Source organism: Yonghaparkia sp. Root332 (assembly GCF_001425665.1).
In the GTDB taxonomy this organism is placed as follows: Bacteria; Actinomycetota; Actinomycetes; order Actinomycetales; family Microbacteriaceae; genus Microcella.
In genome coordinates, this window is record NZ_LMCX01000001.1 from 714,643 (window position 1) to 739,660 (window position 25,018).

25 protein-coding genes are annotated in these 25,018 nt (G+C 70.1%); 17 read left to right on the forward strand and 8 right to left on the reverse strand.

The annotated features are described in order from the left end of the window. The first annotated feature begins 9 nt into the window (after positions 1–9). From ASC54_RS03405 to ASC54_RS03415, 3 genes are read left to right on the forward strand one after another with little or no spacing between them, the layout of a single operon-like run. Positions 10–2,127, forward strand: a complete 2,118-nt coding sequence (locus tag ASC54_RS03405; protein ID WP_055896687.1) for an ABC transporter ATP-binding protein — start codon at positions 10–12, stop codon at positions 2,125–2,127. After that, the gene (locus ASC54_RS03410) at positions 2,124–3,575 is read left to right on the forward strand and encodes a sulfatase (RefSeq protein WP_055857516.1); all 1,452 of its coding nucleotides are present in this window, start codon (positions 2,124–2,126) and stop codon (positions 3,573–3,575) included. The genes ASC54_RS03405 and ASC54_RS03410 overlap by 4 nt, the downstream gene beginning before the upstream one ends. Further along, complete coding sequence (locus ASC54_RS03415; protein WP_055857513.1) at positions 3,575–4,882, forward strand: family 43 glycosylhydrolase; 1,308 nt, start codon at positions 3,575–3,577, stop codon at positions 4,880–4,882. Before ASC54_RS03410 ends, ASC54_RS03415 begins: the two co-directional genes overlap by 1 nt. Here ASC54_RS03415 and ASC54_RS03420 read toward each other — a convergent pair. Together ASC54_RS03420 and ASC54_RS03425 are read right to left on the reverse strand one after the other, a co-directional pair. Continuing rightward, positions 4,850–5,863: a formylglycine-generating enzyme family protein gene (locus ASC54_RS03420; protein ID WP_082514944.1), complete on the reverse strand. Its 1,014-nt coding sequence runs from the start codon at positions 5,861–5,863 to the stop codon at positions 4,850–4,852. The two genes, ASC54_RS03415 and ASC54_RS03420, sit on opposite strands and share 33 nt — an antisense overlap. 50 nt (positions 5,864–5,913) lie before the next feature. Next, positions 5,914–6,966: a LacI family DNA-binding transcriptional regulator gene (locus tag ASC54_RS03425; RefSeq protein ID WP_055896690.1), complete on the reverse strand. Its 1,053-nt coding sequence runs from the start codon at positions 6,964–6,966 to the stop codon at positions 5,914–5,916. A 102-nt stretch (positions 6,967–7,068) separates the two neighbouring features. On the opposite strand from ASC54_RS03425, the gene rhaI reads away from it, so the two are divergent. The 9 genes from rhaI to ASC54_RS03470 all read left to right on the forward strand — a co-directional run bounded on the left by rhaI (position 7,069) and on the right by ASC54_RS03470 (position 16,869). Then, positions 7,069–8,235 (forward strand): L-rhamnose isomerase, encoded by a 1,167-nt coding sequence (gene rhaI / locus ASC54_RS03430; protein WP_055857510.1) that lies wholly within the window; start codon positions 7,069–7,071, stop codon positions 8,233–8,235. Continuing rightward, positions 8,232–8,573, forward strand: coding sequence for an L-rhamnose mutarotase (locus ASC54_RS03435; protein ID WP_055859249.1), 342 nt, complete (start codon positions 8,232–8,234; stop codon positions 8,571–8,573). Before rhaI ends, ASC54_RS03435 begins: the two co-directional genes overlap by 4 nt. Next, complete coding sequence (locus ASC54_RS03440; RefSeq protein WP_055896693.1) at positions 8,570–10,603, forward strand: bifunctional rhamnulose-1-phosphate aldolase/short-chain dehydrogenase; 2,034 nt, start codon at positions 8,570–8,572, stop codon at positions 10,601–10,603. The genes ASC54_RS03435 and ASC54_RS03440 overlap by 4 nt, the downstream gene beginning before the upstream one ends. 5 nt (positions 10,604–10,608) lie before the next feature. Next, positions 10,609–12,036, forward strand: coding sequence for a rhamnulokinase family protein (locus ASC54_RS03445; protein WP_055896694.1), 1,428 nt, complete (start codon positions 10,609–10,611; stop codon positions 12,034–12,036). A 46-nt stretch (positions 12,037–12,082) separates the two neighbouring features. Then, complete coding sequence (locus tag ASC54_RS03450; protein WP_055857504.1) at positions 12,083–13,129, forward strand: NAD(P)-dependent alcohol dehydrogenase; 1,047 nt, start codon at positions 12,083–12,085, stop codon at positions 13,127–13,129. Between the two features lie 117 nt (positions 13,130–13,246). Then, the gene (locus ASC54_RS03455) at positions 13,247–13,762 is read left to right on the forward strand and encodes a DedA family protein (protein ID WP_055896696.1); all 516 of its coding nucleotides are present in this window, start codon (positions 13,247–13,249) and stop codon (positions 13,760–13,762) included. Between the two features lie 10 nt (positions 13,763–13,772). Beyond that, on the forward strand, positions 13,773–14,765 hold the full coding sequence (locus ASC54_RS03460) for a 1-phosphofructokinase family hexose kinase (protein WP_055896698.1): 993 nt from the start codon (positions 13,773–13,775) through the stop codon (positions 14,763–14,765). An 82-nt stretch (positions 14,766–14,847) separates the two neighbouring features. Further along, positions 14,848–15,852 carry a magnesium and cobalt transport protein CorA gene (locus ASC54_RS03465; RefSeq protein WP_055896701.1) on the forward strand — a complete coding sequence of 335 codons (1,005 nt, stop codon included), beginning with the start codon at positions 14,848–14,850 and terminating at the stop codon, positions 15,850–15,852. A 54-nt stretch (positions 15,853–15,906) separates the two neighbouring features. Next, entirely contained in the window at positions 15,907–16,869 is a 963-nt protein-coding gene (locus tag ASC54_RS03470) for an alpha-E domain-containing protein (RefSeq protein WP_055857498.1), read from the forward strand. A 6-nt stretch (positions 16,870–16,875) separates the two neighbouring features. Here ASC54_RS03470 and ASC54_RS03475 read toward each other — a convergent pair whose 3' ends face one another. From ASC54_RS03475 to ASC54_RS03485, 3 genes are all read right to left on the reverse strand, one after another. Continuing rightward, a complete protein-coding gene (locus tag ASC54_RS03475; protein WP_055857496.1) occupies positions 16,876–17,118 on the reverse strand; it encodes a hypothetical protein in 243 nt (80 codons plus the stop codon). A gap of 76 nt (positions 17,119–17,194) precedes the next feature. Then, positions 17,195–18,520: an MFS transporter gene (locus tag ASC54_RS03480; protein WP_156376713.1), complete on the reverse strand. Its 1,326-nt coding sequence runs from the start codon at positions 18,518–18,520 to the stop codon at positions 17,195–17,197. Further along, on the reverse strand, positions 18,517–18,939 hold the full coding sequence (locus ASC54_RS03485) for a MarR family winged helix-turn-helix transcriptional regulator (protein ID WP_055857492.1): 423 nt from the start codon (positions 18,937–18,939) through the stop codon (positions 18,517–18,519). Before ASC54_RS03485 ends, ASC54_RS03480 begins: the two co-directional genes overlap by 4 nt. Before the next feature lie 125 nt (positions 18,940–19,064). Here ASC54_RS03485 and ASC54_RS03490 point away from each other — a divergent pair, with 125 nt between their 5' ends. Beyond that, positions 19,065–19,937, forward strand: a complete 873-nt coding sequence (locus ASC54_RS03490; protein WP_055857490.1) for an alpha/beta fold hydrolase — start codon at positions 19,065–19,067, stop codon at positions 19,935–19,937. Here the strand turns inward: ASC54_RS03490 and ASC54_RS03495 are convergent. Continuing rightward, positions 19,934–20,296 carry a cupin domain-containing protein gene (locus ASC54_RS03495; protein WP_055896708.1) on the reverse strand — a complete coding sequence of 121 codons (363 nt, stop codon included), beginning with the start codon at positions 20,294–20,296 and terminating at the stop codon, positions 19,934–19,936. The two genes, ASC54_RS03490 and ASC54_RS03495, sit on opposite strands and share 4 nt — an antisense overlap. Before the next feature lie 59 nt (positions 20,297–20,355). Here ASC54_RS03495 and ASC54_RS03500 point away from each other — a divergent pair, with 59 nt between their 5' ends. From ASC54_RS03500 to ASC54_RS03510, 3 genes are all read left to right on the forward strand, one after another. Then, positions 20,356–21,246, forward strand: a complete 891-nt coding sequence (locus ASC54_RS03500) for a sulfurtransferase (RefSeq protein ID WP_082514817.1) — start codon at positions 20,356–20,358, stop codon at positions 21,244–21,246. A gap of 9 nt (positions 21,247–21,255) precedes the next feature. Next, positions 21,256–22,305, forward strand: coding sequence for a lipoate--protein ligase family protein (locus ASC54_RS03505; RefSeq protein ID WP_055896711.1), 1,050 nt, complete (start codon positions 21,256–21,258; stop codon positions 22,303–22,305). A 118-nt stretch (positions 22,306–22,423) separates the two neighbouring features. After that, positions 22,424–22,732, forward strand: coding sequence for a hypothetical protein (locus ASC54_RS03510; RefSeq protein WP_156376714.1), 309 nt, complete (start codon positions 22,424–22,426; stop codon positions 22,730–22,732). A gap of 35 nt (positions 22,733–22,767) precedes the next feature. Here ASC54_RS03510 and ASC54_RS03515 read toward each other — a convergent pair whose 3' ends face one another. Next, the gene (locus tag ASC54_RS03515) at positions 22,768–23,055 is read right to left on the reverse strand and encodes a GNAT family N-acetyltransferase (protein WP_055857483.1); all 288 of its coding nucleotides are present in this window, start codon (positions 23,053–23,055) and stop codon (positions 22,768–22,770) included. 275 nt (positions 23,056–23,330) lie between these two features. On the opposite strand from ASC54_RS03515, the gene ASC54_RS03520 reads away from it, so the two are divergent. After that, the gene (locus ASC54_RS03520; protein ID WP_055896714.1) at positions 23,331–23,873 is read left to right on the forward strand and encodes a hypothetical protein; all 543 of its coding nucleotides are present in this window, start codon (positions 23,331–23,333) and stop codon (positions 23,871–23,873) included. Positions 23,874–23,985: 112 nt separating this feature from the next. On the opposite strand, the gene ASC54_RS03525 is transcribed toward ASC54_RS03520, so the two are convergent. Next, positions 23,986–25,008, reverse strand: a complete 1,023-nt coding sequence (locus ASC54_RS03525) for a LacI family DNA-binding transcriptional regulator (protein ID WP_055857479.1) — start codon at positions 25,006–25,008, stop codon at positions 23,986–23,988. Positions 25,009–25,018: the final 10 nt, after the last annotated feature.

Genomic DNA, 25,018 nt, shown 5'->3' on the forward strand with positions numbered 1-25,018 from the left:
GGCGCCTTCATGATCCCGCTGCTCTCCGTTCGAGACCTCGTCACCACGTTCCACACTTCCGATGGCCCTGTTCAGGCGGTGAGAGGAGTCTCATTCGATCTGTCTGCGGGCGAGACACTCGCCATCGTGGGCGAGTCCGGGTCGGGCAAGTCGGTCACAGCGACCTCACTCATGAATATGGTGCGTGCGCCCGGCCGCATCGAGAGCGGGTCGATCACGTTCAAGGGGGTCGATGTTCTCGCGAAGTCGCGAGACGAGCTCCGCCAGATGCGGGGGGCCGCGATGAGCATGATCTTCCAGGACCCTGTGGCAGCCCTCGACCCCCTGATGCGTATTCGGGATCAGCTGGGCGAGGCGATCAGAGCCCATAGCGCGATCTCCGCGTCGGCGGCCAACGCGCGGGCGATCGAGCTCATGCATCAGGTCGGAATCCCCGATCCGGAGGCACGGCTGCGTGACTATCCGCTCGCCTTCAGCGGGGGGATGTCGCAGCGGGTCATGATCGCCATGGCACTGGCCAATGATCCCGAGGTCATCATCGCCGACGAGCCCACCACCGCACTCGACGTGACGGTCCAGGCCCAGATCTTGGACGTTCTCGACACACTCAACCGCGACCGCGGCACCGCTGTCATCCTGATCACCCACAACCTCGGTGTCGTCGCCCAGCTCTGCCAGCGCGTCGCGGTGATGTACGGCGGAAAGATCGTCGAGACCGGGCCGACCGCCGAGGTGTTCGCGAACCCTCAGCACCCGTACACGCGCGACCTGCTGGCCGCGACGCCCAAGCTCTCGCAGCCGCGCGACGTGCCCCTCGTCGCGATCTCGGGTCGCCCGCCGACGATGCGCGAGCCCATCATCGGATGCTCGTACGCTCCGCGCGATCCCCTCGCTGTTGCTCGATGCTTCGTCGAGGCACCCGCTCTGGAACCCGGCGAAGGAGCGCGGCGCCACGCATGCTGGGTGAGCGACGGCACGACGTCGCTGCCACCGCGCCCCGAGCTGGGACTCGAGATCGACCAGGCGCCGAGGGCAGCCGCGCCCCGTGGCGCTGCGCTTCTGCAGGTTGCGGATCTCACCAAGCAGTTCGACGGCCCGCGCGCGCGCGCGTTCGGGCGCAGGCAGCAGGTTCGAGCCGTCGACGGCGTAACGTTCGATGTCCATCAGGGCGAGACGCTCGGCCTCGTGGGCGAGTCAGGGTGCGGGAAGTCCACGATCGCGAAGCTCGTGCTCGGGGTCGAGTCGCCCACCGGCGGCTCGATCCGATATGCCGGCCAGGATTCCACCGTGCTCAGTGCCGCCGCACGGCGCCGGTACAACCGCAATGTGCAGATCGTCTTCCAGAATCCGATGTCGGCTCTGAACCCGCGACGAACCGTGGGGAGCATGCTGTCCGAGCCGCTGGCGCTTCAAGGGATGCGCGGCCAGGAGTTGCGCGACCGCAGAGACGCTCTGCTCGAACTCGTCGGCATGGATGCGTCGATCGCCAATCGGTTCCCGCACGAGTTCTCGGGCGGGCAGCGCCAGCGTCTCGTCATCGCGCGCGCCTTGGCGGTCGACCCGCAGCTCATCGTCTGCGATGAGGCAGTCGCAGCTCTTGACGTGTCGCTACAGGCGCAGATCATCAACCTGCTGAAGGAGCTGCAGACCAGGCTCGGGCTGTCCTACTTGTTCATCGGACACGATCTCGCCACCGTCCGTCACATCGCCGACCGGATCATGGTCATGTATCTCGGTCAGATCGTCGAGCAGGGCACTGCCGAGCAGGTGACCGGCAATCCTCAGCACCCCTACACGGTGAGCCTGCTCTCCGCTGTGCCGGATCCGGACCCGTCTGCGCTGTCGCGACAACGCGTGATCCTGCAAGGAGAAGTGCCCACACCGTTGAACCCGCCGAGCGGATGCCGATTCCACACGAGGTGCCCGATCGGCCCCACCATGCGCACCGACCGAGAGATCTGCCGCACGGAGAAGCCGACTGCCGATCCGGAGGCCGAGCATGGGGTCGCCTGCCACTTCGCCGGCGAGTTCACCCTCGTCGGCTCCGGCTCGTCTGCACCGATCTCGGCCGATGTGCCGCACGGACTCGGGCCCGTTCGCCAGACCACGAGGAAGACGCTCCAGTGACTCCATCCAATGTTCTGCTCATCATGTGCGATCAGTTGCGCGCAGACGCTATCGGCGCCTACGGCGGCACCATCGTTCCCACTCCGAACATGGATCGGCTCGCTCGGGAAGGGGCCCGATACACGTCGGCCTACACGGCGTCTCCCGTCTGCGTGCCGTCACGCGCATCCCTGATCACCGGCAACGAGCCGCAGACCAATGCGTGCTACGAGAACGAGATGCCGATGCCCGACACCTCGACGGTCATGGATCTGCTCACCGACGCCGGGTACGTCACTCACGGGGTGGGGAAGATGCACTTCACGCCCGACGGCCAGGAACTTCGAGGCTTCGTCTCACGCGATACGGGCGAGGAATTCGGAACCGTCGACGATGACGACTATCTCGCGTATCTAGAGGAGGTCGGGTTCGGTTACGTCGAGCATCCTCACGGACTCCGAGACGAGATGTACTACATCCCGCAGTTGTCTCCGGTTCCGGAGGAGCATCACTTTTCGCACTGGGTCGCGGACCGCTCCATTGCCTTCATCGAGGAACGCGACGACGACGCGCCGTTCTTCCTCTGGTCGAGCTTCATCGCGCCGCACCCGCCATTCGCTCCGCCGGCGCCATGGCACCGCCGTCTCGCCCCCTCTTTGCTCCCCGAGCCGTTCGAGCCGCAGGGCGGGGAAGCCCTCATGACGGTGTACAACCGCCTCCAGGAGCGCTACAAGTATCGCGATGGCGGACGCGATCGCCGGCTCCTGCAACTGATCCGTGCGTACTACTACGCGTCGGTGGCGCACGTCGATGCGCAGATCGGCCGTATCCTCACGGAGCTCGACGACCGCGGCCTCGCCGAGAGCACACTCGTGATCCTGACCGCGGACCACGGCGAGTTCCTGGGCGACTATGGAACCTTCGGCAAGCGGAGCTTCCTCGATGCGGCCGCGCGAGTGCCGTTGCTCGTTCGCGGCCCTGGCTTCGTCGCCGGCTCGGTCGTCCAATCTCCTGTGAGCCTCATCGACGTGTACCCGACGATCGCCGCGGCCGCGGGAAAGTCGGCCGAACGCGAAGGACTGTCGCTCGCCGACCCCCTCAACGACCGCCACGTCTACGGCCAGTACCAGGCTGGGGTGATGGGCATGTACGCAGTCATCACGCCACTGTGGAAGTACATCTGGTCCGCGCCGGATCAGCGGGAAATCCTGATCGACAGGCGAAGCGGTAAGGAATCCATGAACTTGGCGTACAACGTCCGCACGCGAGCGACGCTCGAGCAGCTGCGGGCCGAGGCGTGCGAGCATTTCGCCGATCTCGCCGACGTCGATTTCGACGCCCTGTCGAGCAACGTGACCTTGCGGCTGGGCGCGCCGGCCGATGCCCGAGGGCTCGCCGCCCTGGCCTCGCTCGAGCTCGATCCCGACGCGGCGACGCTCGTGGTCCGGGAATCCTGGGACGGTGAGTGATGTCGGGTAACCCCGTCATCCCGAACCAGGGAGTGAACGACCCGCACATCCGCATCTTCGGCGACACCGCGTACCTGTACGCATCGCACGATCTGTCCCCGTCAAACGACTCGTTCGTGATGGCGGATTGGCAGGTGTGGAGCTCGCTCGACTTGGTGCACTGGCAGCATGCTTCGACACTCTCGCCCGACGATACGTACTTGCGCGGAGCGGTGGAGTTCACGTCAGCCTGGGCTACCGACGCCGCCGAGAAAGATGGTCGGTACTTCTGGTATTTCTCCGAGGGGGATGCCCGGGTCGGCGTCGTCGCCGGTCCGACGCCGGTGGGCCCCTGGTCTGACCCCCTGGGCGCTCCCCTTCTCGCGGAGGGGCTCACATCGACTCAGCACTACGACCCCGGCATCTTCAGCGAGGGCGGTCGGCGGTACATCGTGTTCGGTGCCTGGGACTACTTCATCGCCGAGCTCGGCGAGGACATGGTCTCCCTGGCCGAGCCGCCGCGTCAGCTGCGCATCCAGGATGCGCAGGGACCGTACACGTACGCGGAGGGCAGTCCTTTCGAGGGCAGGGGCACGGACGACAAGCCGTTCCTGCACCGCGAAGGCGACCTGTACTACCTGTCGTGGGGTGCCTTCTATGCGACGTCACTCGCGCTGTTCGGGCCGTACACGTATCGCGGTTGCGTGATCGACGACTCGAGCTTCCCGACCGGCCTCGACCAGCCGACGTGGCCTCTCGGGCCCGCGCAGGGTCGCCATGGCTCGTTCTTCTCCTGGCACGGGCAGACCTACTTCGCCTACTGCGACATCTCGCAAACCGGCAACCGCTACTTCCGAGACACGTTCATCAGCTACGTCCACTACCGGTCTGACGGCACGATCGCGCCGATCCGCGTCGATCTGACCGGGGTCGGCCGGTACGAGGCCCGCCGGGGTCGCATCCGCGCCGCGGAGTACTTCCGAGTGCTCGGCGCCGAAAAGCTCCAGCTCGATCGGCACACTGACGACTTCGTGGTGATGGGGTGTCACGGGACGGACGCGCGTGTGGAGTTCCCCAACATCGAGGGCCTCCTCGGGTCGACTTCCGTGGCGATCGGCGCGGCTGGCACTCCCCGGGCTTCGGCCGACGTCATCCTCTCGCGCCGTAGCGATGACGGAACGATCGCTCGGGGCGCCGTGATGCTCGATGAGGAGGGACTGGCCGAGCTCACTCTGGCGGTCGAGCCACTCGACGACCTCGAGAGCATCGTGGTCCGGTGGACTCCGGCTGGCGGGTCAGTCGGGATCGATTGGCTGCATTTCCACTGAAGCTCGGGAGCCCATGGCGCCGGACACCGCGACGGTTCTGAATCCCGTATTGGCCGTGGACGAGTCCGGAGTGTTGTGAGTGCGCGCCGAGTTGCGGTAGCGATTGCAGTACGAGTCATGGCACAGGTAGCTTCCGCCTCGCAGCACGCGGGTGTCGCCGGAAGTCGGGCCCTGCGGATCACGATCGGGGCTGTATCGGTAGTACGAAGCATCGAACCGGTCGGCGCACCACTCCCAGACGTTGCCGACCGTCTGCCATAGACCGTAGCCGTTCGGGGCGTAGGCCTTCACGGGCGCCGTCGTGATGAATCCATCGTCGGAGGTGTTCGTCACCGGGAAGTCACCTTGCCAGATGTTGGCTCGCCACCGCCCGCCCTCGTCGGGAGGCTGGTCGCCCCACGGGTATCTGGACGCGTCGAGGCCTCCGCGAGACGCGTACTCCCACTCCGCTTCCGTCGGAAGGCGTCGACCCGCCCAGACGCAGTAGGCCGTCGCATCGTTCCACGAGACATGAACTGCGGGGTGATCCTCAAGGCCCTCGATCGACGAGCCGGAACCGCCGGGGCGGCGCCACTGCGCACCTCGGACTCCGCGCCACCACGGAGACCCCGCGGCGACGCCCATGATGTCGACCTCGGGTGCTGAGAGAGCGAGGTGGAAGACCGCGGAGTATCCGAACACTTCGGCCTCGGTGCGGTAGCCCGTGGATTCGACGAAGGCGGCGAACGCGAGGTTCGTCACCGCTGTCGCGTCGATCGAGAAGGCGCTGAGCGCGACGGTGTGCACGGGCGATTCACCATCCTGAAGGTTGGCGTCACCGGAGGAGTCCCCCATCGCGAACGTGCCGGCAGGGACGATCGCTTGCTCGAGATCGTGCACGCCTCCCGAGTTCTGCTCGGGCCGGGCTCGAGGGTGCCGAGTCTCGGCCCCTCCTCCTCCCACCTCAGTGCGAGCCACTCCGCACGAGCATGTCTGCTCCATGGCGATGGGGTCGTCGCCGGGCGTGGCAGATCTCGGTGGCCGCCGGGAGGTCATGACCTTGCGCCTTCGTGAGGGTCGGGCGAGTGCGACATCGTCGGTGACACTGTGCTCGATCGCACGATGAGCTCGGGAGTGAAGACGACGTTTCTCGGGGCCAACGTGGGGTCACCGAGCTCCTCGAGCATAATCTGCAGCGCAGTCTCGCCGAGCAGTCGACTCGGTTGCCGCACCGACGTCAAGGGCACCACCGTGGCCGACGCGAAGTCGATGTCGTCGTACCCCACAAGGGCGATGTCGTCGGGCACGCGAACCCTGCCCGTCATGACGAAGGCCTGCAGCACGCCGACCGCGAGCACGTCGTTGGCCGTGAACATGGCATCCGGGCGCTGACGCGGAGGCCGCTGGACCAGCTGCTCACCGGCGTCCCGACCGTCGACCACCGAGAGACCGCTGGCAGTCACCACTTCGAGCGACGCCCCCGGCACCTCGGCGACGGCACGACGCGCGCCGTCGAGTCGGTCTGTGACCTGCCGGATCTCGAACTGGGCACCGAGATAGGCGATTCGACGGCGTCCGAGTTCGAGTAGGTGCTTCACCGCCAGATAGCCGCCGGCGACGTCGTCGACGGAGACGGACGACACGCCCGTGCCTTCGCCGCTGCGGTCGACCAGCACGGCTCGCGTGCCGTGTCGCCGAAGTCGGCTGAGCCGATCGGTGACATCCCCGATCGGCGAGATCAGCACCCCGCGAACGCGCTGCTCCTCGAAGAGATCGAGATACGCGCCTTCGCGATTCGCGTTCTCGTCGCTATTGCCCAGGATCACCGAGTGGCCCGCCAAGTCGGCGGCGTCTTCGGCGCCGCGCGCGATCTCGGCGAAGAAGGGGTTGCCGATATCGAGGACCACGAGCCCGATCGTGGTGCTGTGACCCACGCGGAGCTGACGTGCCGCGTCGTTGCGCACGAAGCCGAGCTCGTCGATCGCCCGACGAACGCGCACGCCCGTCTCAGCACTGACCAGCGCGGGACGGTTTAGCACGTTCGACACGGTGCCGACGGAGACCCCGGCGTGCCGCGCGACGTCCTTGATGCCGATCGGAGCCATGCGGCCAGGCTAGTCGAATCGATTCACTTGACGTCCGCTCGGCTCAGACATACTCTTGTGAAACGATTCAAAAACGGTCGAACAAGAGAGCGACTCCCCTTCATGACGACATTCGATTCGATCGCGCCGCACCTCGAGCGTCAGGCGATCGAACTTCCCTCGTGGGCGTTCGGAAACTCGGGCACGCGATTCAGGGTCTTCACCACGCCCGGCACTCCTCGCGACCCCTTCGAGAAGATCGCCGATGCCGCCGAGGTTCACCGTCACACGGGTCTCGCCCCGAGTGTCGCGCTGCACGTCCCCTGGGATCGCGTCGCCGACTACGAGGCGCTCGGCGCGCACGCGCAGGAGCACGGGGTTGCCCTCGGCACGATCAACTCCAACACCTTCCAGGACGAGGAGTACAAGTTCGGCTCGCTCGCCGCCTCCGACCCCGCGGCCCGCCAGCGCGCGATCGACCACCACTTCGCCTGCATCGAGGTCATGCACGCTACGGGTTCGCGCGACCTCAAGATCTGGCTGGCCGACGGAACCAACTACCCCGGCCAGGACGACATGCGTCGCCGGCAGGACCACCTCGCCGAGAGCCTCGCCGCGATCTACGCGCGGCTCGGCGACGACCAGCGGCTCGTCCTCGAGTACAAGTTCTTCGAACCGGCGTTCTACCACACCGACGTTCCTGACTGGGGGACGGCATACGCCCAGGTGGCGGCCCTCGGCGACCGCGCGATGGTGTGCCTCGACACCGGCCACCACGCACCCGGCACGAACATCGAGTTCATCGTCATGCAGCTGCAGCGCCTGGGCAGGCTCGGCTCGTTCGACTTCAACTCGCGCTTCTACGCCGACGACGACCTCATCGTCGGCGCGGCCGATCCGTTCCAGCTCTTCCGGATCATGGTCGAGGTCGTTCGGGGCGGCGCGTACGACGAGGGCAGCGATGTCGGCTTCATGCTCGACCAGTGCCACAACGTCGAGGAGAAGATCCCGGGGCAGATCCGCAGCGTGCTCAACGTCCAGGAGATGACGGCGCGCGCGCTGCTCGTCGATCGTGAGGCTCTCGACGCCGCCCAGCGCGCGAACGACGTCCTCGCTGCGAACGGCATCCTCATGGACGCCTTCTACACGGATGTCCGTGCCGACCTCGCCGCCTGGCGCGAGTCGCGCGGCCTTCCCGCCGACCCCATGGCGGCGTACGCCGGGAGCGGCTACCGCGAGCGCATCGTCGCCGAGCGCGTCGGCGGCCAGCAGGCGGGGTGGGGCGCGTGAGGGTCGCCTTCCGCCTGCAGGTCCGTCCCGAGCTGCTGGACGAGTACCGCCGCGTGCACTCTCCGGTTCGGCGCGAGATGCTCGAGACGATCGCCGCGAGCGGTCGCCGCAACTACTCGCTCTTCCTCGACGAGACCGACGGCTCGCTGTTCGGCTACTACGAGGTCGATGACGACGCGGCTGCTCAGGCGTCCCTCGCGGCGAGCCCGGTCGCCGCCGCGTGGGAGTCGGAGATGAGCCGGTTCTTCGTGAGCCTCTCCGCCCGTGCCGATCAGGCCGCGCGCCGACTGCCCGAAGTCTTCAATCTGTCCGACCAGCTGGAGGGCGCAGCCGAATGACCACGAAGCACGAGCTCCTCGCCCGCAGCAACCGCCTCGGCGCCGAGCCGCACATCACCAACTACGCCGGTGGGAACACCTCCGCGAAGGGCACCGAGACCGACCCCGTGACGGGGGAGCCCGTCGAGCTGCTGTGGGTCAAGGGCTCGGGCGGCGACCTCGGCACGCTTACCGAGCAGGGCCTCGCGGTTCTGCGCCTCGACCGCATGCGCGCGCTCGTGAACGTCTACCCGGGCGTCGACCGCGAGGACGAGATGGTCGCCGCCTTCGACTACTGCCTGCACGGCTCCGGCGGTGCGGCCCCGAGCATCGACACGGCGATGCACGGTCTGGTGGATGCGCCCCACGTCGACCACCTCCACCCCGACGCGGGCATTGCCATCGCGACCGCGGTCGACGGGCCCGCGCTCACCGCCGAGATCTTCGGCGAGAAGGTCGTCTGGGTGCCCTGGCGCCGACCCGGCTTCCAGCTCGGGCTCGACATCGCCGAGATGAAAGCCGCCAACCCGCAGGCGATCGGGTGCATCCTCGGCGGGCACGGCATCACCGCGTGGGGCGACACCTCCGATGAGTGCGAGGCGAACTCGCGCTGGATCATCGACACCGCCCAGGCCCACATCGACGAGCACGGCGCGGCCGAGCCCTTCGGTGGCGTGCGCACCGGCTTCGAGGCGATCGCTGACGAGCGCGAGCGCCGCGCGAAGGCCGCCGCCCTCGCCCCGACGATCCGCGGCCTCGCGAGCCACGACCGACCCATGGTCGGCCACTTCAGCGACGACGAGCGCGTCCTCGCCTTCCTCGCGAGCGAGAAGGCTCCCGCGCTCGCGGAGCTCGGCACGAGCTGCCCCGACCACTTCCTGCGGACCAAGGTCAGGCCGATGCTGCTCGACCTGCCGGCCGACGCGGACGTCGAGGCGAGCATCCAGCGCTTGAGAGAACTGCACGAGCAGTACCGCGCCGACTACACCGCCTACTACCAGGCGCACGCGACCCCCGATTCGCCCGCTATACGCGGGGCGGACCCGCTCATCGTGCTCGTGCCGGGCGTCGGCATGTTCAGCTTCGGCGCGAACAAGCAGACGGCGCGCGTCGCCGGGGAGTTCTACCTCAACGCCATCAACGTCATGCGCGGGGCTGAGGCGCTCAGCACCTACGCGCCGATCAGTGATGCCGAGAAGTTCCGCATCGAGTACTGGGCGCTCGAGGAGGCCAAGCTGCAGCGCATGCCGAAGCCGAAGAGCCATGCGACGCGCGTCGCTTTCGTGACGGGCGCGGCGAGCGGCATCGGCAAGGCCATCGCGACGCGCCTCGCCACCGAGGGCGCGTGCGTCGTCATCGCCGACCTCGATCTCGAGAAGGCGCGGGCCGCCGCCGCCGAGCTCGGCGGCACGGATGTCGCGATCGGCGTGCAGGCGAACGTCACGGATGCGGCGCAGATCGACGCGGCGCTCGCCGAGGCCGTGCTCGCGTTCGGCGGGGTCGACATCGTCGTCAACAACGCGGGCCTGTCGCTCAGCAAGCCGCTACTCGAGACGACCGAGGCCGACTGGGATCTCCAGCATGACGTCATGGCGAAGGGCTCGTTCCTCGTCGCGAAGGCGGCCGCGCGCATCCTCATCGAGCAGGGGATGGGCGGCGACGTCATATACATCTCGAGCAAGAACTCGGTGTTCGCCGGGCCCAACAACATCGCCTACTCGGCGACGAAGGCCGATCAGGCGCACCAGGTGCGGCTGCTCGCCGTCGAGCTCGGCGAGCACGGCGTGAAGGTCAACGGCATCAACCCCGACGGCGTCGTGCGTGGCTCGGGCATCTTCGCGAGCGGCTGGGGAGCCAACCGTGCGGCGACCTACGGCGTCGAGGAAGAGGATCTCGGCACGTTCTATGCGCAGCGCACGATCCTCAAGCGCGAGGTGCTGCCCGAGCACGTGGCGAACGCGGTCGCGGTGCTCACCGGGCCCGACCTCTCGCACACGACCGGTCTGCACATCCCCGTCGACGCGGGCGTCGCCGCGGCGTTCCTGCGATAGCCGGCATGACCATCCACGTCGCCGCCGTCGACCTCGGGGCCACGAGCGGTCGCGTCATGCGCGCCGTCGTCGACGCCGGCTCGATCGACATGGTGGAGGTGGCGCGCTTCCCGAACGGCCCCGTCCAGCGCGCCGACGGCCTGCACTGGGACATCGAGGCACTGCGCGGACACATCATGGAGGGCCTGCGTCAGGCGTTCGCCGACGACCCGCTCATCACCTCGATCGGCATCGACTCGTGGGCCGTCGACTACGCCCTCATGGCGGGGGGTCGGATGCTCGCTGAGCCGTTCCACTACCGCGACGAGCGCACAGCCCGCGGTGTCGCGAGGGTGCACGCCGTCGTGCCGCCCGACGAGCTCTACAGCGCCTCCGGTATCCAGCACCTGCCCTTCAACACGGTGTTCCAGCTCGCCGCCGAGTCTCCCGTGCGCCTGGCGGAGGCAGAGACGCTTCTGCTCATCCCGGATCTGGTCGCGTTCTGGCTCACCGGACACACGATCTGCGAGTCGACCAACGCCTCCACGACCGGGCTGCTCGACCCGCGCACGGGCGAGTGGAACGAGGCGCTCATCGAGCGGCTCGGGCTGCCGCGCCGGCTGCTCCCACCCCTCGTCCGACCCGGCGAGACGATCGGCGCACTCATCCCCGAGGTCGCTGCCGCGCTCGAGGCGCCCGTGGGGCTCGTGGTCACGGCCGTCGGATCCCACGACACCGCCTCGGCCGTGGTCGGCGTTCCGATGACTCGACCTGATGCCGCGTACATCAGCTGCGGCACGTGGGGGCTCGTCGGTCTCGAGCTGGAGAATCCCGTCATCACCGATGCCGGCCGCGCGGCCAACTTCACCAATGAGGGCGGCGTCGACGGCCGAGTGCGGTTCCTCCACAACGTGATGGGGCTGTGGCTGCTGAGCGAGACGATCCGATCGTGGGAGGCCGAGTCGGGTCGCGTCGACCTCGGTCCCCTGCTCGCCGACGCGGCGACCGTCACCCGACCGGTGCCGACCTTCGATGTCAACGACCCGCGACTCCTCGCGCCGGGCGAGATGCCGTCGCGGATCGCCGCGCTCATCACCGAGCAGGGGGATGCGGCCCCCGCCTCTCGCGCCGAGCTCGCCCGCGCGATCCTCGAAAGCCTCGCCCTCGCCTTCGCGTCGGCGGTGCGCACCGCCTCGGCGCTCGCCGACCGACCGGTGTCGGTCATCCACCTCGTCGGCGGGGGAGCGCTCAACGCCCTCCTCTGCCAGCTGACCGCTGATCGGGCCGGGATGCCCGTGCTCGCCGGCCCCGTCGAGGCGACGGCCCTCGGCAACGTGCTCGTCCAAGCTCGCGCCCAGGGCCCGCGTGGAACCCTGGAGGACGTGCGGAGGCTCGTCGCCGAGCAGTGCACGATCACGTCGTTCTCGCCGCGCCCCGTTCGCGTGACTGCGTGACTCTGCGCCTCCGCGCCTCACCCACGACACGACACGAGGAGCAGCCATGCCCGTCATCCCCGCCATCGTCGCCCGATCCGCTGAGGCTCCCCTCGAGGTGGCCACGATCGAGCGCCGCGAGGTCGGCCCGCGCGACGTGCGCATCAGCATCGAGTGGGCCGGCATCTGCCACTCCGACATCCACACCGTCCGCGGCGACTGGGGCCCGCAGCACTATCCGCTCGCGGTGGGTCACGAGATCGTCGGAACGGTCGTCGAGGTCGGCGCCGAGGTCACACGCTTCGCGGTCGGCGACCGCGCCGGCGTCGGCTGCCTCGTGAACTCCTGCGGCGAGTGCGCGAACTGCCTCGCGGGGGAGGAGCAGCACTGCGAGAACGGCTCGATCGGCACCTACGGCCAGATCGATCGCGACGGCACGGTCACGCAGGGCGGCTACTCGACCGAGATCGTCGTCACGGAGGGCTTCGTGCTGCACATCCCCGACGCCATCCCCGTCGATCGCGTCGCGCCGCTGCTGTGCGCGGGCATCACGACGTACTCGCCGCTCAAGCACTGGAAGGTCGGCCCGGGCTCGAAGGTCGCGGTCGTCGGCCTCGGCGGGCTCGGCCACATGGCGGTCAAGCTCGCCGTCGCTCTCGGCGCCGAGGTCACGGTGCTCTCGCAGTCGCTCGGCAAGCGCGAGGACGGTCTCGCGATGGGCGCGACCGACTACTACGCGACGAGCGACCCGGAGACGTTCGTCGCGCTCAAGAACCGCTTCGACGTCATCCTCAACACCGTGAGCGCGTCGATCGACCTGGACGCCTACTTCGGCCTGCTGGCTCTCAACGGCACGTTCATCAGCGTGGGTGCTCCGGGGGAGCCGATGCCGGTGACGGTCTTCAGCCTGTTCACGAACCGCCGTTCGTTCGCCGGCTCGACGATCGGCGGCATCCGCGAGACGCAGGAGATGCTGGACTTCTGCGCCGAGCACGGCGTCGCCCCGGACGTGGAGGTCATCACCGCCGACCGGGTCAACGAGGCCTGGGATCGCGTGCTCCGCTCGGATGTCCGCTACCGCTTCGTGATCGACATCGCCTCGCTCGCGGGCTGATCGAGAGCCTCGGCCCGGGCAGCGGCTCGTGCGACCGGGCGGCGACCGCCCCCGATCGCGACCGAACCGGGACCTTCGCCCCGGGCATCCTCGAACACCGCTCATTAGGCTGAGGGCATGGAGCCGTTCGACACCGCGTTCGGCCTGCCGCTCCCTCTCGCCGTCGGCCTCTTCTACGTCGTGGTGCTGCTGCGCGGCGGGGCGAACTACGCGCTCGGGCGGGGCGCGCGCGGCGGCGCCGGCCGCACGCGGCTCAGGGCGCGGCTCGAGACGCCGCGCTTCCGCCGCGCCGAGCGCATCGTCGAGCGCTGGGGCGCCCCCGTCGTCGCCGCCTCCTTCCTGACGGTCGGCTTCCAGACGCTCGCCAACCTCGCCGCGGGCGTACTGCGGATGCCCCTCCTCGCGTACATCCCCGCCCTCGCGGTCGGCGGTCTCGCGTGGGCGCTCATCTGGGGAGTGGTCGGCGTCGCCACCTACGAGGCGATCGCCGAGCTCGCGACGCGGAGTCCGCTCGAGGCCGCGCTCTTCACCGTGCTGCTCGTCGGCGTGCTCGTGCTCATCGAGGTGCTCAACTACCGCCGGCAGAAGCGCCGCGACGAGGCATCCCTCCTGCAGGTCGCCGCCGAGGCCTAGGCTCTGCGGCATGACAGCGCCCGCCGACCGCACGCCCGCCGTGAACGTCGTCCATCCCGCGCAGGGCGCGCCCGTCGTGACTCTCACCGTGAACCCGGCGCTCGATGTCTCGACCTCGACCGAGCGCGTCGAGCCCGAGCACAAGCTGCGCTGCGGGCCGAGCCGCACCGACGCCGGCGGCGGCGGCGTCAACGTGAGCCGCGTCATCCACCGCCTGGGCGGGCAGTCGATCGCCATCTACGCCGTCGGCGGGCCCACCGGTCAGGCCTACCGGCAGCTGCTCGAGGCGGACGGCATCATCGGCCGCGCCATCCCCATCGACGGGTCGACGCGCGAGAACGTCACGATCGATGAGCTCTCGACTGGCCGCCAGTTCCGCTTCGTGCTGCAGGGCCCGCACCTCACCACGGACGAGTGGAGCGCCTGCCTCGCCGCGGCGCAACGGGCCATGACCCCGGGCGGCTACGTCGTCGCGAGCGGATCCCTCTCGCCCGGCATGCCCGACGACTTCTACGCGCGTGTCGCGCGGTCGGCGAGAGCGATCGGGGCGCGCTGCATCGTGGATGCCTCGGGGCCGGCGCTCGCCTCCGCCCTCCGCGAGGGCGTGCACCTCGTGAAGCCGTCGGCGCGCGAGCTCGGCGAGCTCGTCGGCCGCGCGCTGCCCGACCTCGAGTCGCGCGTGGATGCCGCGCGCGAGCTCGTCGCCCGGGGCGCCTCCGAGGTCGTCGCGCTCACTCTCGGCGGCGATGGCGCCGTGCTCGTCACCGCCGACGGCGTCACGCGCCTGGAGGTCCCGCCCGTCGAGGTGCACTCGACCGTTGGCGCGGGCGACTCGTTCCTCGCCGCGCTCGTCCTGCGCCTCGCGCAGGGCCGCGACCTCGACGCCGCCTTCCGGGCGGGCGTCGCGGCGGGCACCGCGACCGCGATGACGGAGGCGACCGAGCTCTGCCACCGCGACGACGTCGAGCGCCTCGAGGCGCAGCTGCTCGCCGCGCGCGGCTGAGCCCGCCGCCGAGCGCGCGCCGGGCATCCGCCGCCGACGTCACGCCCGCCGCTAGAGTCGGCGGCGACGCGAAGGAGGGCCCATGCCCGTGATCGACACGGCCGTCTACGTCGACGGCGCCCGCACGGAGGACCCTCCCGCGCTCGACGTCGTCGCCGACCTCGCGCGCGAGCGCGGCGGCATGGCGTGGATCGGCATGTACCGACCCGCCCCGGAGGAGCTCGCCGGTGTCGCCGACGAGTTCGAGCTCAACGCGACCTCCGTCGAGGACGCGCATCACGGGCACCAGCGCTCGAAGCTCGACCGGCACTCCGCCGGCGACTTCATCGTGCTCAAGCCCGCCCGCTACGTCGACGACGTCGAGCGCGTCGAGCTCGGCGAACTGCACGTCTTCGTCGCCGCCGACGCGGTCATCACGGTGCGCCATGCCGAGTCGCCGAACCTCGCGAGCGTGCGCCGCCGCCTCGAGGCGGATCCCGACCTGCTGGCCCTCGGCCCGCGCGCCGTGCTCTACGCGATCCTCGACGAGGTCGTCGACGAGTACGCGCCCGTCATCGCCGGTCTCGAGAACGACATCGACGAGATCGAGGACGAGCTCTTCGCCGGGGACGACGCCGTCAGCCGCCGCATCTACGAGCTCTCGCGCGAGGTCATCGAGCTGCAGCGCGCGGTGCAGCCGCTCCCGGGCATCATCCGCAGCCTCTCGGTCGACGCGCCCGAGGGTCGCCTGCGCGACTCCTTCGCCGACGTGCTCGACCACGCCCTGCGCGTCGGCGACCGCGTCGACACCTTCCGGGCCGTGCTGCAGAACGCGCTGCAGGTGAACTCCACACTCGTCACGCAACGGCAGAACGCCGAGATGCGGGCGCTCGGGGAGGCCTCGCTCGTGCAGAGCAACGAGGTGCGCAAGATCTCGTCGTGGGCGGCCATCCTCTTCGCCCCGACGCTCGTCGGCACGATCTACGGCATGAACTTCCGCGTCATGCCCGAGCTCGACGAGCCGTGGGGATACCCGGCGGCGCTCGTCGCGATGCTCGCCACGAGCGTCGGGCTCTTCGCGATCTTCCGCGCCCGCCGCTGGCTCTAGAGCCGTCACCCGGCCGAAACACTCGCGCAACACGGCCCGCCTAGGCTCCCCGGCATGGCGGGCATCGGCGAGCCCCTCGTCCGGGGCGCTGCGGGCGTCTCCGCGAGCGCGCCCGCGCACCTCCTCGCCCTCGGTCGCGGAGTCCAGCGGGCCGACGCGACCGCCCGCATCCTCGAAGCGCACCTCCTCCTCGCGCGCGATCACCCCCTCCCGGACGCCGCCGACGCGCGCCTCGTCCTCCGCGCGTGCGGTGCCGACGATGCGGCGGATGCCCGGCTCGGCCGGAGCGCCGCCATCGACCTGCTCACCGCCGACCGCTCCCACCCCGCGTCGATCGCGCACGCGCTCGTGGAGGCGCGCGATGCGGCCCGCCTCGCCCGGGAGTCGCTGCCCGCCGAGCTCTACGACATGCTCGTCGCCACCCGTGCGCGCCTGCCGCGGAAGGTCGTCGAGCCCCGCGTCGGCGACTTCCTCGCCTGGGTGCGCGAGCGCTCGGCGCTCGCCGTGGGGCTCATCGAGTCGGCGGTCGCGCGCGACGGCGCGTTCGAGCTCATCGCCCTCGGCCGCCGCCTCGAGCGCGCGGCCGCGACGGCCCGCCTCCTCGTCGCCCACGCCGACGACGCCGACGCCGACCCCGGGTGGATGTTCGTGCTCCGCAGCGCCGGAGCCCACGAGGCGCACGTGCGCGCCCACCGCGGAGCGCCCACCGCCGCGACCGCGATCGAGCTCCTCGCCCTCGACGAGCGCTTCCCGCGCTCGGTCGCGCACGGCCTCGTCCACGCCGAGCGCAGCCTCCGCGCGCTCGACGTCGGCGGAGGCGCGAGCGGCCTCGCCGCGAGCCGCCGGGCCGCGGCCGAGCTCAGCGCCCTCGTCGACGCGGCCGCGAGCGCGGCAGTCGAGCCGAGCCCCGCGCCCGCCGAAGCGGATCGCGCCCGGGCGCGCCGGGCATCCGCTCTCCGCTCCCTGCACGCGGCGGTCGAGCAGGCGACGCGCGAGATCCTCGTCGCCCTCGAGTAGCCCGGCTCAGACCGCGGCGGGCGGGCAGTGCAGGCGCGTCGCGGTGGTGCCGACGCCGCGCTCGATCACGTGGTCGGCCATGAGGGCTCCGCAGAGCGGGCAGGTCGGGTCGACGGGCGCGACGTAGGGCTCCTCCGGGCGGCCGATGCCGACCGCGGCGGGACCGGCGATGGGGTAGAAGAACCGGTTGACGGCGGCCCAGAAGCCGGGCTGACCCGCCCACGGGTTCGGAAGCTTCGAGACGACCATGGGTCGATCCTCCCACTCGCGACCCGCGCCGGGCACCGGCCGAAAGGCCTGCGTCCGCGAGCCGACCGCGCGCGGCTCACCCCTTGCGCGCCGACGCCTCCACGATCGCGATCTCGCGCGTCGCCGTCTCGAGGTCGTAGTCGTCGCCGTCGTACCGCACGCGCACGCGCCACCACGGCCCGCCGTCGCGCCCGAGCCGCAGGTTGCGGGTCGAGCGCATCCACAGCCCGGCGACGGCGGCGGCCGCGAAGCCCGAGAGCGCGGCGACGACGAGGGCCCAGCGCGGCCCCGCCTCGTTCGCGATGAACCCGAGCAGCGGGGCGCCGATCGGGGTTCCTCCCATGAAGATCGTGAGGTAGAGCGCCGTCACCCGCCCACGGATCGCCGGGCGCGTCGTCGTCTGCACGTAGGCGTTCGACGAGGTGATCATGGTCAGCGAGGTGAACCCGACGAGCACGAGCGCGGCGGCGAAGGTCTCGAAGGTCGGCATGAGCGACGCCGCGGCCGTGCTGAACGCGAAGCCCAGCGCCGCGAGGGCGATGACCCGCAGGCGCGGCCTCTCGCGTCGGGCCGACAGAAGGGCGCCCGCCACCGATCCGATGGCGAGGATGCTCGACAGGAGTCCGAACTCGGTGGCGCCCCTCCCGAACTCGACCCGGGCCATCGTCGCGGTGAAGATGCCGAAGTTGAAGCCGAACGTCCCGACGAGGAACACCATCGTGAAGACGACGACGAGGTCGCCGCGACGGCGCACGTACTGGATGCCCGCCTTCAGCTGCCCGCGCCCCTTCTTCTCCTTCTTGAGCGGGTGCAGCTGGTCGCCGCGCAGCATCGCGAGGGCGAGGAGGGTCGCCGCGTAGGTCATCCCGTTGATCGCGATGACCCAGCCGGCGCCGATCGCGGCGACGAGGAGGCCCGCGACGGCGGGGCCGATGAGTCGCGCGACGTTGAACGACGCCGAGTTGAGCGCGACGGCGTTGGGCAGCTGGTCAGGCCCGACGAGCTCGCCGACGAACGTCTGCCGCACCGGCGCGTCGAGAGCCGTGGCGATGCCGAGGCCGAGGGCGAAGAGGTAGACCATCCACAGCTCGGCGATGTCGAGGATGACGATGAGCCCGAGGCCGAGCGCGAGCAGCCCCTGCAGCGCCTGGGTCGCGGCGAGCAGCTTCCGACCCGCGAAGCGATCGGCGATGATGCCCGCGTAGGGTCCGATGACGAGCGCGGGCCCGAACTGCAGCGCCATGGCGACGCCGACCGCGGCCGCGTCCTCGTTCGTGAGCTCGGTGAGGATGAGCCAGTCCTGCGCGGTCCGGTTCATCCACGCACCGATGTTCGACACCATCGCCCCGACGAACCAGATGCGGTAGTTCAGGAGCCCGAGGCTGCGGAACATCGTCCTCACGAGTCGGCGAGCTTCCGCAGCACGGGGCGCACGGCCTCGAGCGCGGCGCGCTCGTCGGGCTCGAGCGCGTCCAGCTGGCGGTGGAACCAGGCGGTGCGCAGTCGTCGGGTCTCGGCGATGAGCTCTTCGCCCGCCGGGGTGAGGCTCACCCAGACCTGGCGCGCATCCGTCTCGCTCGGCTCGCGGCGGACGAGGCCGCTCGCCTCGAGGGCGTTGATGGTGCGATTCATCGAGGGCGGGCTGACGCGCTCGCGCTCGGCGATGACGCCGGGCGTCGTCCGGCCGTGGGTCTCCAGCTGCCACAGCACCCCGAGCTGCGTGTCGGTGACGCCCTCGCCGCCCCGCTCGGCCCGGATGCGCCTGGCCACCTTCTGGATCAGGACCCGCAGGTCCTCGTCGGGGTCGCTCGTGATCGTCATGGCATCCTTAGCATAGGTCATTACCCTTGCTAACGAGTTGCGGCTGCGGGCTATTCCGTCCGCCTTCGCCGCACCTGCCGCCGCGCTCCCCGCGCCCCTACGATGAACGCAGGGAGGCCCGAATCATGGTGAAGTTCATCGCCGAGCGCGACCACCGCACCTTCGTCGACGCTCAGGGCGTCACGATCCACTACTACGTCTGGGCGCCGGGCCGGCCGAAGGCCGTCGTGCAGCTCGCGCACGGGGTCGGCGAGCACGCGCTGCGGTACGAGGCGCTCGCGCAGGAGCTCGTCAACGCCGGCTACGCCGTCTACGCCGACGACCACCGCGGCCACGGCATGACGGGCGTCGAGATGACCGACGGCGACTCCTCGAAGATGGGGCGCCTCGGCCCGGGCGGACTGCGCGCGACCATCCAGGACCTCCGCGACCTGAGCGCGATCATCCGCACCGACCACCCCGAGCTCCCGCTCGTCCTCCTCGGGCACTCGTGGGGCTCGCTCATGGCGCAGATCATCCTCAACGACCACGCCGCCGACTACGACGCCGCGGTGCTCACCGGCACGAGCTACCGGATGCCCGGCTACATGAACTCCGGAGACCTCAACGCCCAGCACGCCCACCTCGGCGACACCGGCGTGGAATGGCTGAGTCGCGACCCCGAGGTTCACCGGCTCTTCCGCGCCGACCCGCTCACCTTCGACGCGAAGATCCTGAAGCTCTTCGGCGTGCGCGACGGGCTGCGACTCTTCGGCCGCCCGAAGCGCCTCGGCCGCGACATCCCGCTGCTCGTCATGGTCGGTGACGACGACCCGCTCGGCGGCGAGCCCGGCGCGGTCCGGCTCGTCGAGGAGTACGTGCGCCGCGGGGGACTCACCGACGTCGAGCTCTCCGTCTACGCCGAGGCTCGCCACGAGATCTTCAACGAGCTCAATCAGGAGGACGTGCGCCGCGACCTCATCGAGTGGATGAACGACCGTCTGTTCCCGACCCCCTAGTGCCCCTGCGCTCCCGGCAGCGACACCGCGGTGAGCAGCATGACGCTCGGCTCGAGCGCCTCGACCCGGTGCTTCGCGCCGGGGATCCGCACGAGCATTCCGGGCCGCGCCTCGATGGCGTGCTCGCCCGTCTCGCTCGACCACGACAGCCGCACCTCGCCGCGCAGCACGCGCAGCGTCGCCTCGCCCGGGTTGCCGTGCTCGGGCAGCCCGCCGCCGGTGTCGAAGGCCATCGCGATGTGCCGCAGCGTCGACTGGCCGAGCTCGAGCGTCAGCGTCGCCCTCCCCTCGGGCGAGGCGAGCGCCTGCTCGAGCAGGTGGTCGGCGAGGCGGTCGAGGTCGTGCGCCAGGGAGTCCATGCCCCGCACCCTACGCCGCCGCCCGCCCGCTGGGCGAGCGTGCTGAGTAGCCTGGCCTGATGCCGACGACACTGCCTCCCTTCGTCTCCTCCGCCGACCTCGAGTCGCTCATCGCCGAGGCGGGCCGCGACGAGCGCCGCCTCGTCATCGCCGACGTGCGCTGGTACCTCGACGGTCGCTCCGGCCGCGACGCCTTCCACGCCGGCCACATCGCCGGAGCCGTCTTCGTCGACCTCGACGAGTGGCTCGCCGGCCCGCCGAGCGCCGCGGAGGGCCGGCACCCCTTGCCCGACCCGGAGCGCTTCGCCCGCGGCATGAGCGAGGCGGGCATCGGCGACGGGACGACGGTGGTCGCCTACGACGACGCGGGCGGCGTGATCGCGGCGCGGCTGGTGTGGATGCTGCGCTCCCTCGGCCACGACGCCGCCGTGCTCGACGGCGGCATCACGGCCTGGCCGGGCGAGCTCGGAGCCGGCGCGACCGTGGCCGGGCGTCGCGCGGCGCCGCGCGCCGACGCGACCTCCACCGCCCAGCCGTGGCCGGTATCCGCCCTCGCCTCGATCGACGAGACGCAGGCGCGCGCCGCCGACGGCAGCGCCCTCGTGCTCGACGCGCGCACCGCCGACCGCTTCGCCGGCGAGACCGAGCCGGTGGATGCCCGTGCGGGCCACATCCCGGGCGCGCGCAACCTGTCGGTGCGCGATCACATCGCGGCCGACGGTCGCCTGAAGGACCTCGACGAGCTGCGCACCCGCTTCGCGGAGCTCGGCCTCATCCCCGGCGGCGCCGAACCGGGCTCCGACGTCATCGCCTACTGCGGCTCGGGCGTGACAGCGTGCCACGAGCTGCTCGTCCTCGAGCACGCGGGCCTCGGTCGCGGCCGGCTCTTCCCGGGCTCGTGGTCGCAGTACGCCGCCGACCCCCAGCGGCCCCTCGCGACGGGTGCCTAGGCTGGCCTCATGCATGGTGAGTACAAGGTTCCCGGAGGCAAGCTCGTCGTCGTCGATCTCGAGGTCGACGGCGGCCTGATCACCGCGTTCCGGCTCGCGGGCGACTTCTTCGTCGAGCCCGACGAGGCGATCCCCGCCATCGAGGCGGCCGTGATCGGGATGCCCGCCGACGCCGATCACGCTGCCCTCGCGCGCGCGATCTCCGCGGCCCTCCCTCCCGGCACGGTCATGCTCGGATTCAGCGCCGACGCGGTCGCGACGACCATCCGCCGCGCGCTCGCCGAGGCGACCGCGTTCACCGACTACGAGTGGAGCCTCGTCGTCGGCCCACCGCTCACCCCGCAGCAGCAGATGGCCGCCGACCAGGTGCTCGCCGAGGAGGTCGGCGACGGCCGCCGCGGTCCGACCCTCCGCATCTGGGAGTGGGAGCGCCCCGCCGTCGTCATCGGCTCCTTCCAGTCGGTGCGGAACGAGGTCGACATGGACAACGCGCACCGCTACGGCTTCGAGGTCGTGCGGCGCATCTCCGGCGGCGGCGCCATGTTCATGGAGGCCGGGAGCGTCATCACCTACTCGCTCTACGCGCCCATCGAGCTCGTGCAGGGCATGAGCTTCGCCGAGTCGTACGCCTTCCTCGACGAGTGGGTCATCGAGGGGCTCAAGGGCCTCGGCATCGAGGCGAGCTACCAGCCCCTCAACGACATCACGAGTCCCGCGGGCAAGATCGGCGGGGCCGCCCAGAAGCGCCTCGGATCGGGCGCCGTGCTGCACCACGTGACGATGAGCTACGACATGGACGGCGACCGCATGGTCGAGGTGCTGCGCATCGGCCGCGAGAAGCTCAGCGACAAGGGCGTCAAGAGCGCCAATAAGCGCGTCGACCCGCTGCGCAGTCAGACCGGGCTGCCGCGCGAGGAGATCATCGACCGCCTCGTCGCGACCTTCCGCGCCCGCAACGGGCTCACCGAGAGCGCCATCACGCCGGAGGAGATGGAGCGCATCGACGCCCTCGTGGCGGAGAAGTTCTCGACCGAGGAGTGGCTCTACCGCGTGCCGTGAGCGGGGCGCTCGATCGGGCCTCAGCCGGGCATCCTCCCCGCCTCCCGCCGGGCGCGCCGCCTCCGCATTCACCGAGCGTTCACGAGCCCTCGCCGACCCCCCGGGTATTCTGGGGCTCGTGCCGGTGTGGGGGTGGGTTCTTCTCGTGGGCGCGGCCGTCGCCGTGTCCATCCTCGCTCACGCCCGAGGATGGATCGATCTGAGCGACAAGTCGCGCCGCGGCGGCTCCGGCCCCGGGGTGCTCGGCATCGGCGACGAGGTCTTCCACCCGACCCGCCACGAGGCGCAGGTCGAGCTCGATCGCCAGACCATCCTGCCCGCGCCGGCTCCGACCCCCGGCGACGGGCCCCAGGGCATCGTGGATGCTCCCGCCGACGCCCCCGGATACTCGGGTCGCCTCCGCATCGACGTCTCCGCCGACCGCTAGCGCACCGAGTCGCGCGCCGCGATCACGGGCGACCGTCAGCGGGTCGCGAGGTCCGCGTACTCGGGGTGGCGGCGCATCCACATCACCACGAAGGGGCACGAGGGCACGATGCGGTCGGTGCTCTCGGCGCGCAGGTGGTCGAGGATCGCCTGCACCATGTCGCCGCCGACGCCCTTGTTGCGCAGGAACGGCGGCACCTCGGCGTGGATCAGTCGCAGCTGCCCTGGCGCAGCGTCGTAGACGATGAAGCCCTGCAGCTCTCCGGCGGCGTCGTGCACCACGTAGCGGTCGGCGTCGGGCTCGTGCGTGACGGTGAGGCTCATGACGGGCACCCTACCCGCGCCGCCGGGGTTCCGTTTGATGGCATGATTCGCCTGTGCCTGAAGAAAACTCCGCCGCTCGCAGGCGTCTGCCTAAGGACCACCCGGTCGGCATCCGGTTCCTGGATGAGACCGGGTCAATCTCTTCCGATCGCTTTTTCGGGGTGGGGCTTGTCGTGATGTCAAACCCATCTCCAGTTCTCCGCGGGATCCAAAAGCTACGCGATTGAGAACACTGGTACAAAGAGTTCCACTTTGGCGAGGTCACTCGGGGTACCTTGCCGATCTACAAGAAGGTGGTCGATCTCTGTCTCGGCTCCAGCGACCTGAGCTTCTATCGCTTCATCGCCGACCGGACTCAGGCAGATCCCGTCGTGCGCTTTCGTGATCGATCGACCGCCTACGAGAAGATGGTAGAGCAACTGGTCCTCGCGAGCATCCAGAGTCCGACTATCGTCTCGGTACTCGCCGACAACTACAGCACTCCAGATGAGATCCTCTTCGAGGAGGAACTGCGGGCCGGCGTGAACCGGCGCTTGAACAGGCTGGCTGTGCTCAACGTCGTCCGACTTGACTCAAAATCCACGGACGGGCTACAAATCGTGGACTTGCTCACGTCTGCAGCAGTCTTCGAGTTTCGCGCTAACGCGGGCCTGGCCTCAGCTACAAGCGACAAGGGCGCTCTTGCAAAATACGTGCGTGACGTTCTCGGCGTCGACAGCCTGCTCAGTGGTTGGCGGCAAGGACCTCATAGTGTCCAGCTGTACGGTCATGGTCGATGGGACGGGTCTTCTGAGTCGGGAGACCTAGTGGTACACTAAACACTCCGGGTGTGGCCCTTTGGCCTATAGCCCGACCTCTTTAGAAGTGGCCCAGTCTTCGACTGGGCCACTTCTTTTTCTTGAGTTTGTACCTTCAACTGCGCGGGTCGGGCTACGCGCTCGCGCGCACCACGACGTCGGTGGGGAGGATGGCCGTGCGGCTGGTCTCCTCGCCGCGCAGGCGCTGGAGGAGCATCCGCGCCATCTGCTCGCCCATCTCCTCGCTCGGCTGCCGCACGGTCGTGAGCGGCACGCCCGCGGCGAGCGCGGCGGGGCTGTCGTCGAAGCCGAGCACCGCGATGTCGTCGGGCACGCGCACGCCGCGCTCGGCGAGCACCGAGAGGGCGCCGAGCGCCATGAGGTCGCTCGCGACGAAGATCGCGTCGAAGCCGCCGACGTCGAGCAGCTCGCGCGCCGCGCGCGATCCGCCGACCATCGTGAAGTCGCCGACCGCGCTCGGGCCCGGCTCGAGCCCCGCGGCGTCGAGCGCGCGGCGCCAGCCCTCGACCCGGTCGATGCCGGCGGGCATGTCGGTGGGTCCGGTGATCGTCGCGATTCGGGTGCGGCCGTGCTCGATCAGGTAGCGCACGCCCGCCTCGGCGGCGGCGGCGTTGTCGACGTCGACGAAGTAGGCGCCCGCGTCGGCGTCCGATCCGAGGGGGTGGCCGCCGAAGACGACGGGGATGCTTCCGCCGAGCTTCTCGAGGAACCGATCGCTCGAGTGGTGAGAGACGACGATCGCGCCGTCGACGCTTCCGCCGAGCAGGTAGTCGACGGTCTTCTGCGAGGGGCCGGGGTTGGCGAGGTGCAGGTTGAGCACGTAGTCCGAGGCGTCGAGCACGCGGCTGATGCCGCGCACGACCGCCGCGAAGTAGGGGTCGCCGAAGAACCGCGCGGTGTCCTCCGGCACGACGAGCGCGATCGCCATCGCGCGCCGGTTCGCGAGCGACCTCGCGGCGCGATTGGGGGTGTAGCCGAGTCGGAGGATGGCGGCCTGCACGGCCTCGACGGCATCCGGGCTGACCTTCGGCGAGGCGTTCACGACGCGCGACACCGTCGCGCGCGAGACGCCGGCCTCCGCGGCCACCATCTCGAGGGTCGGCGCCGTGCGCGCCTGACCCGTCTCGATCGTCATGCTCCGCAGT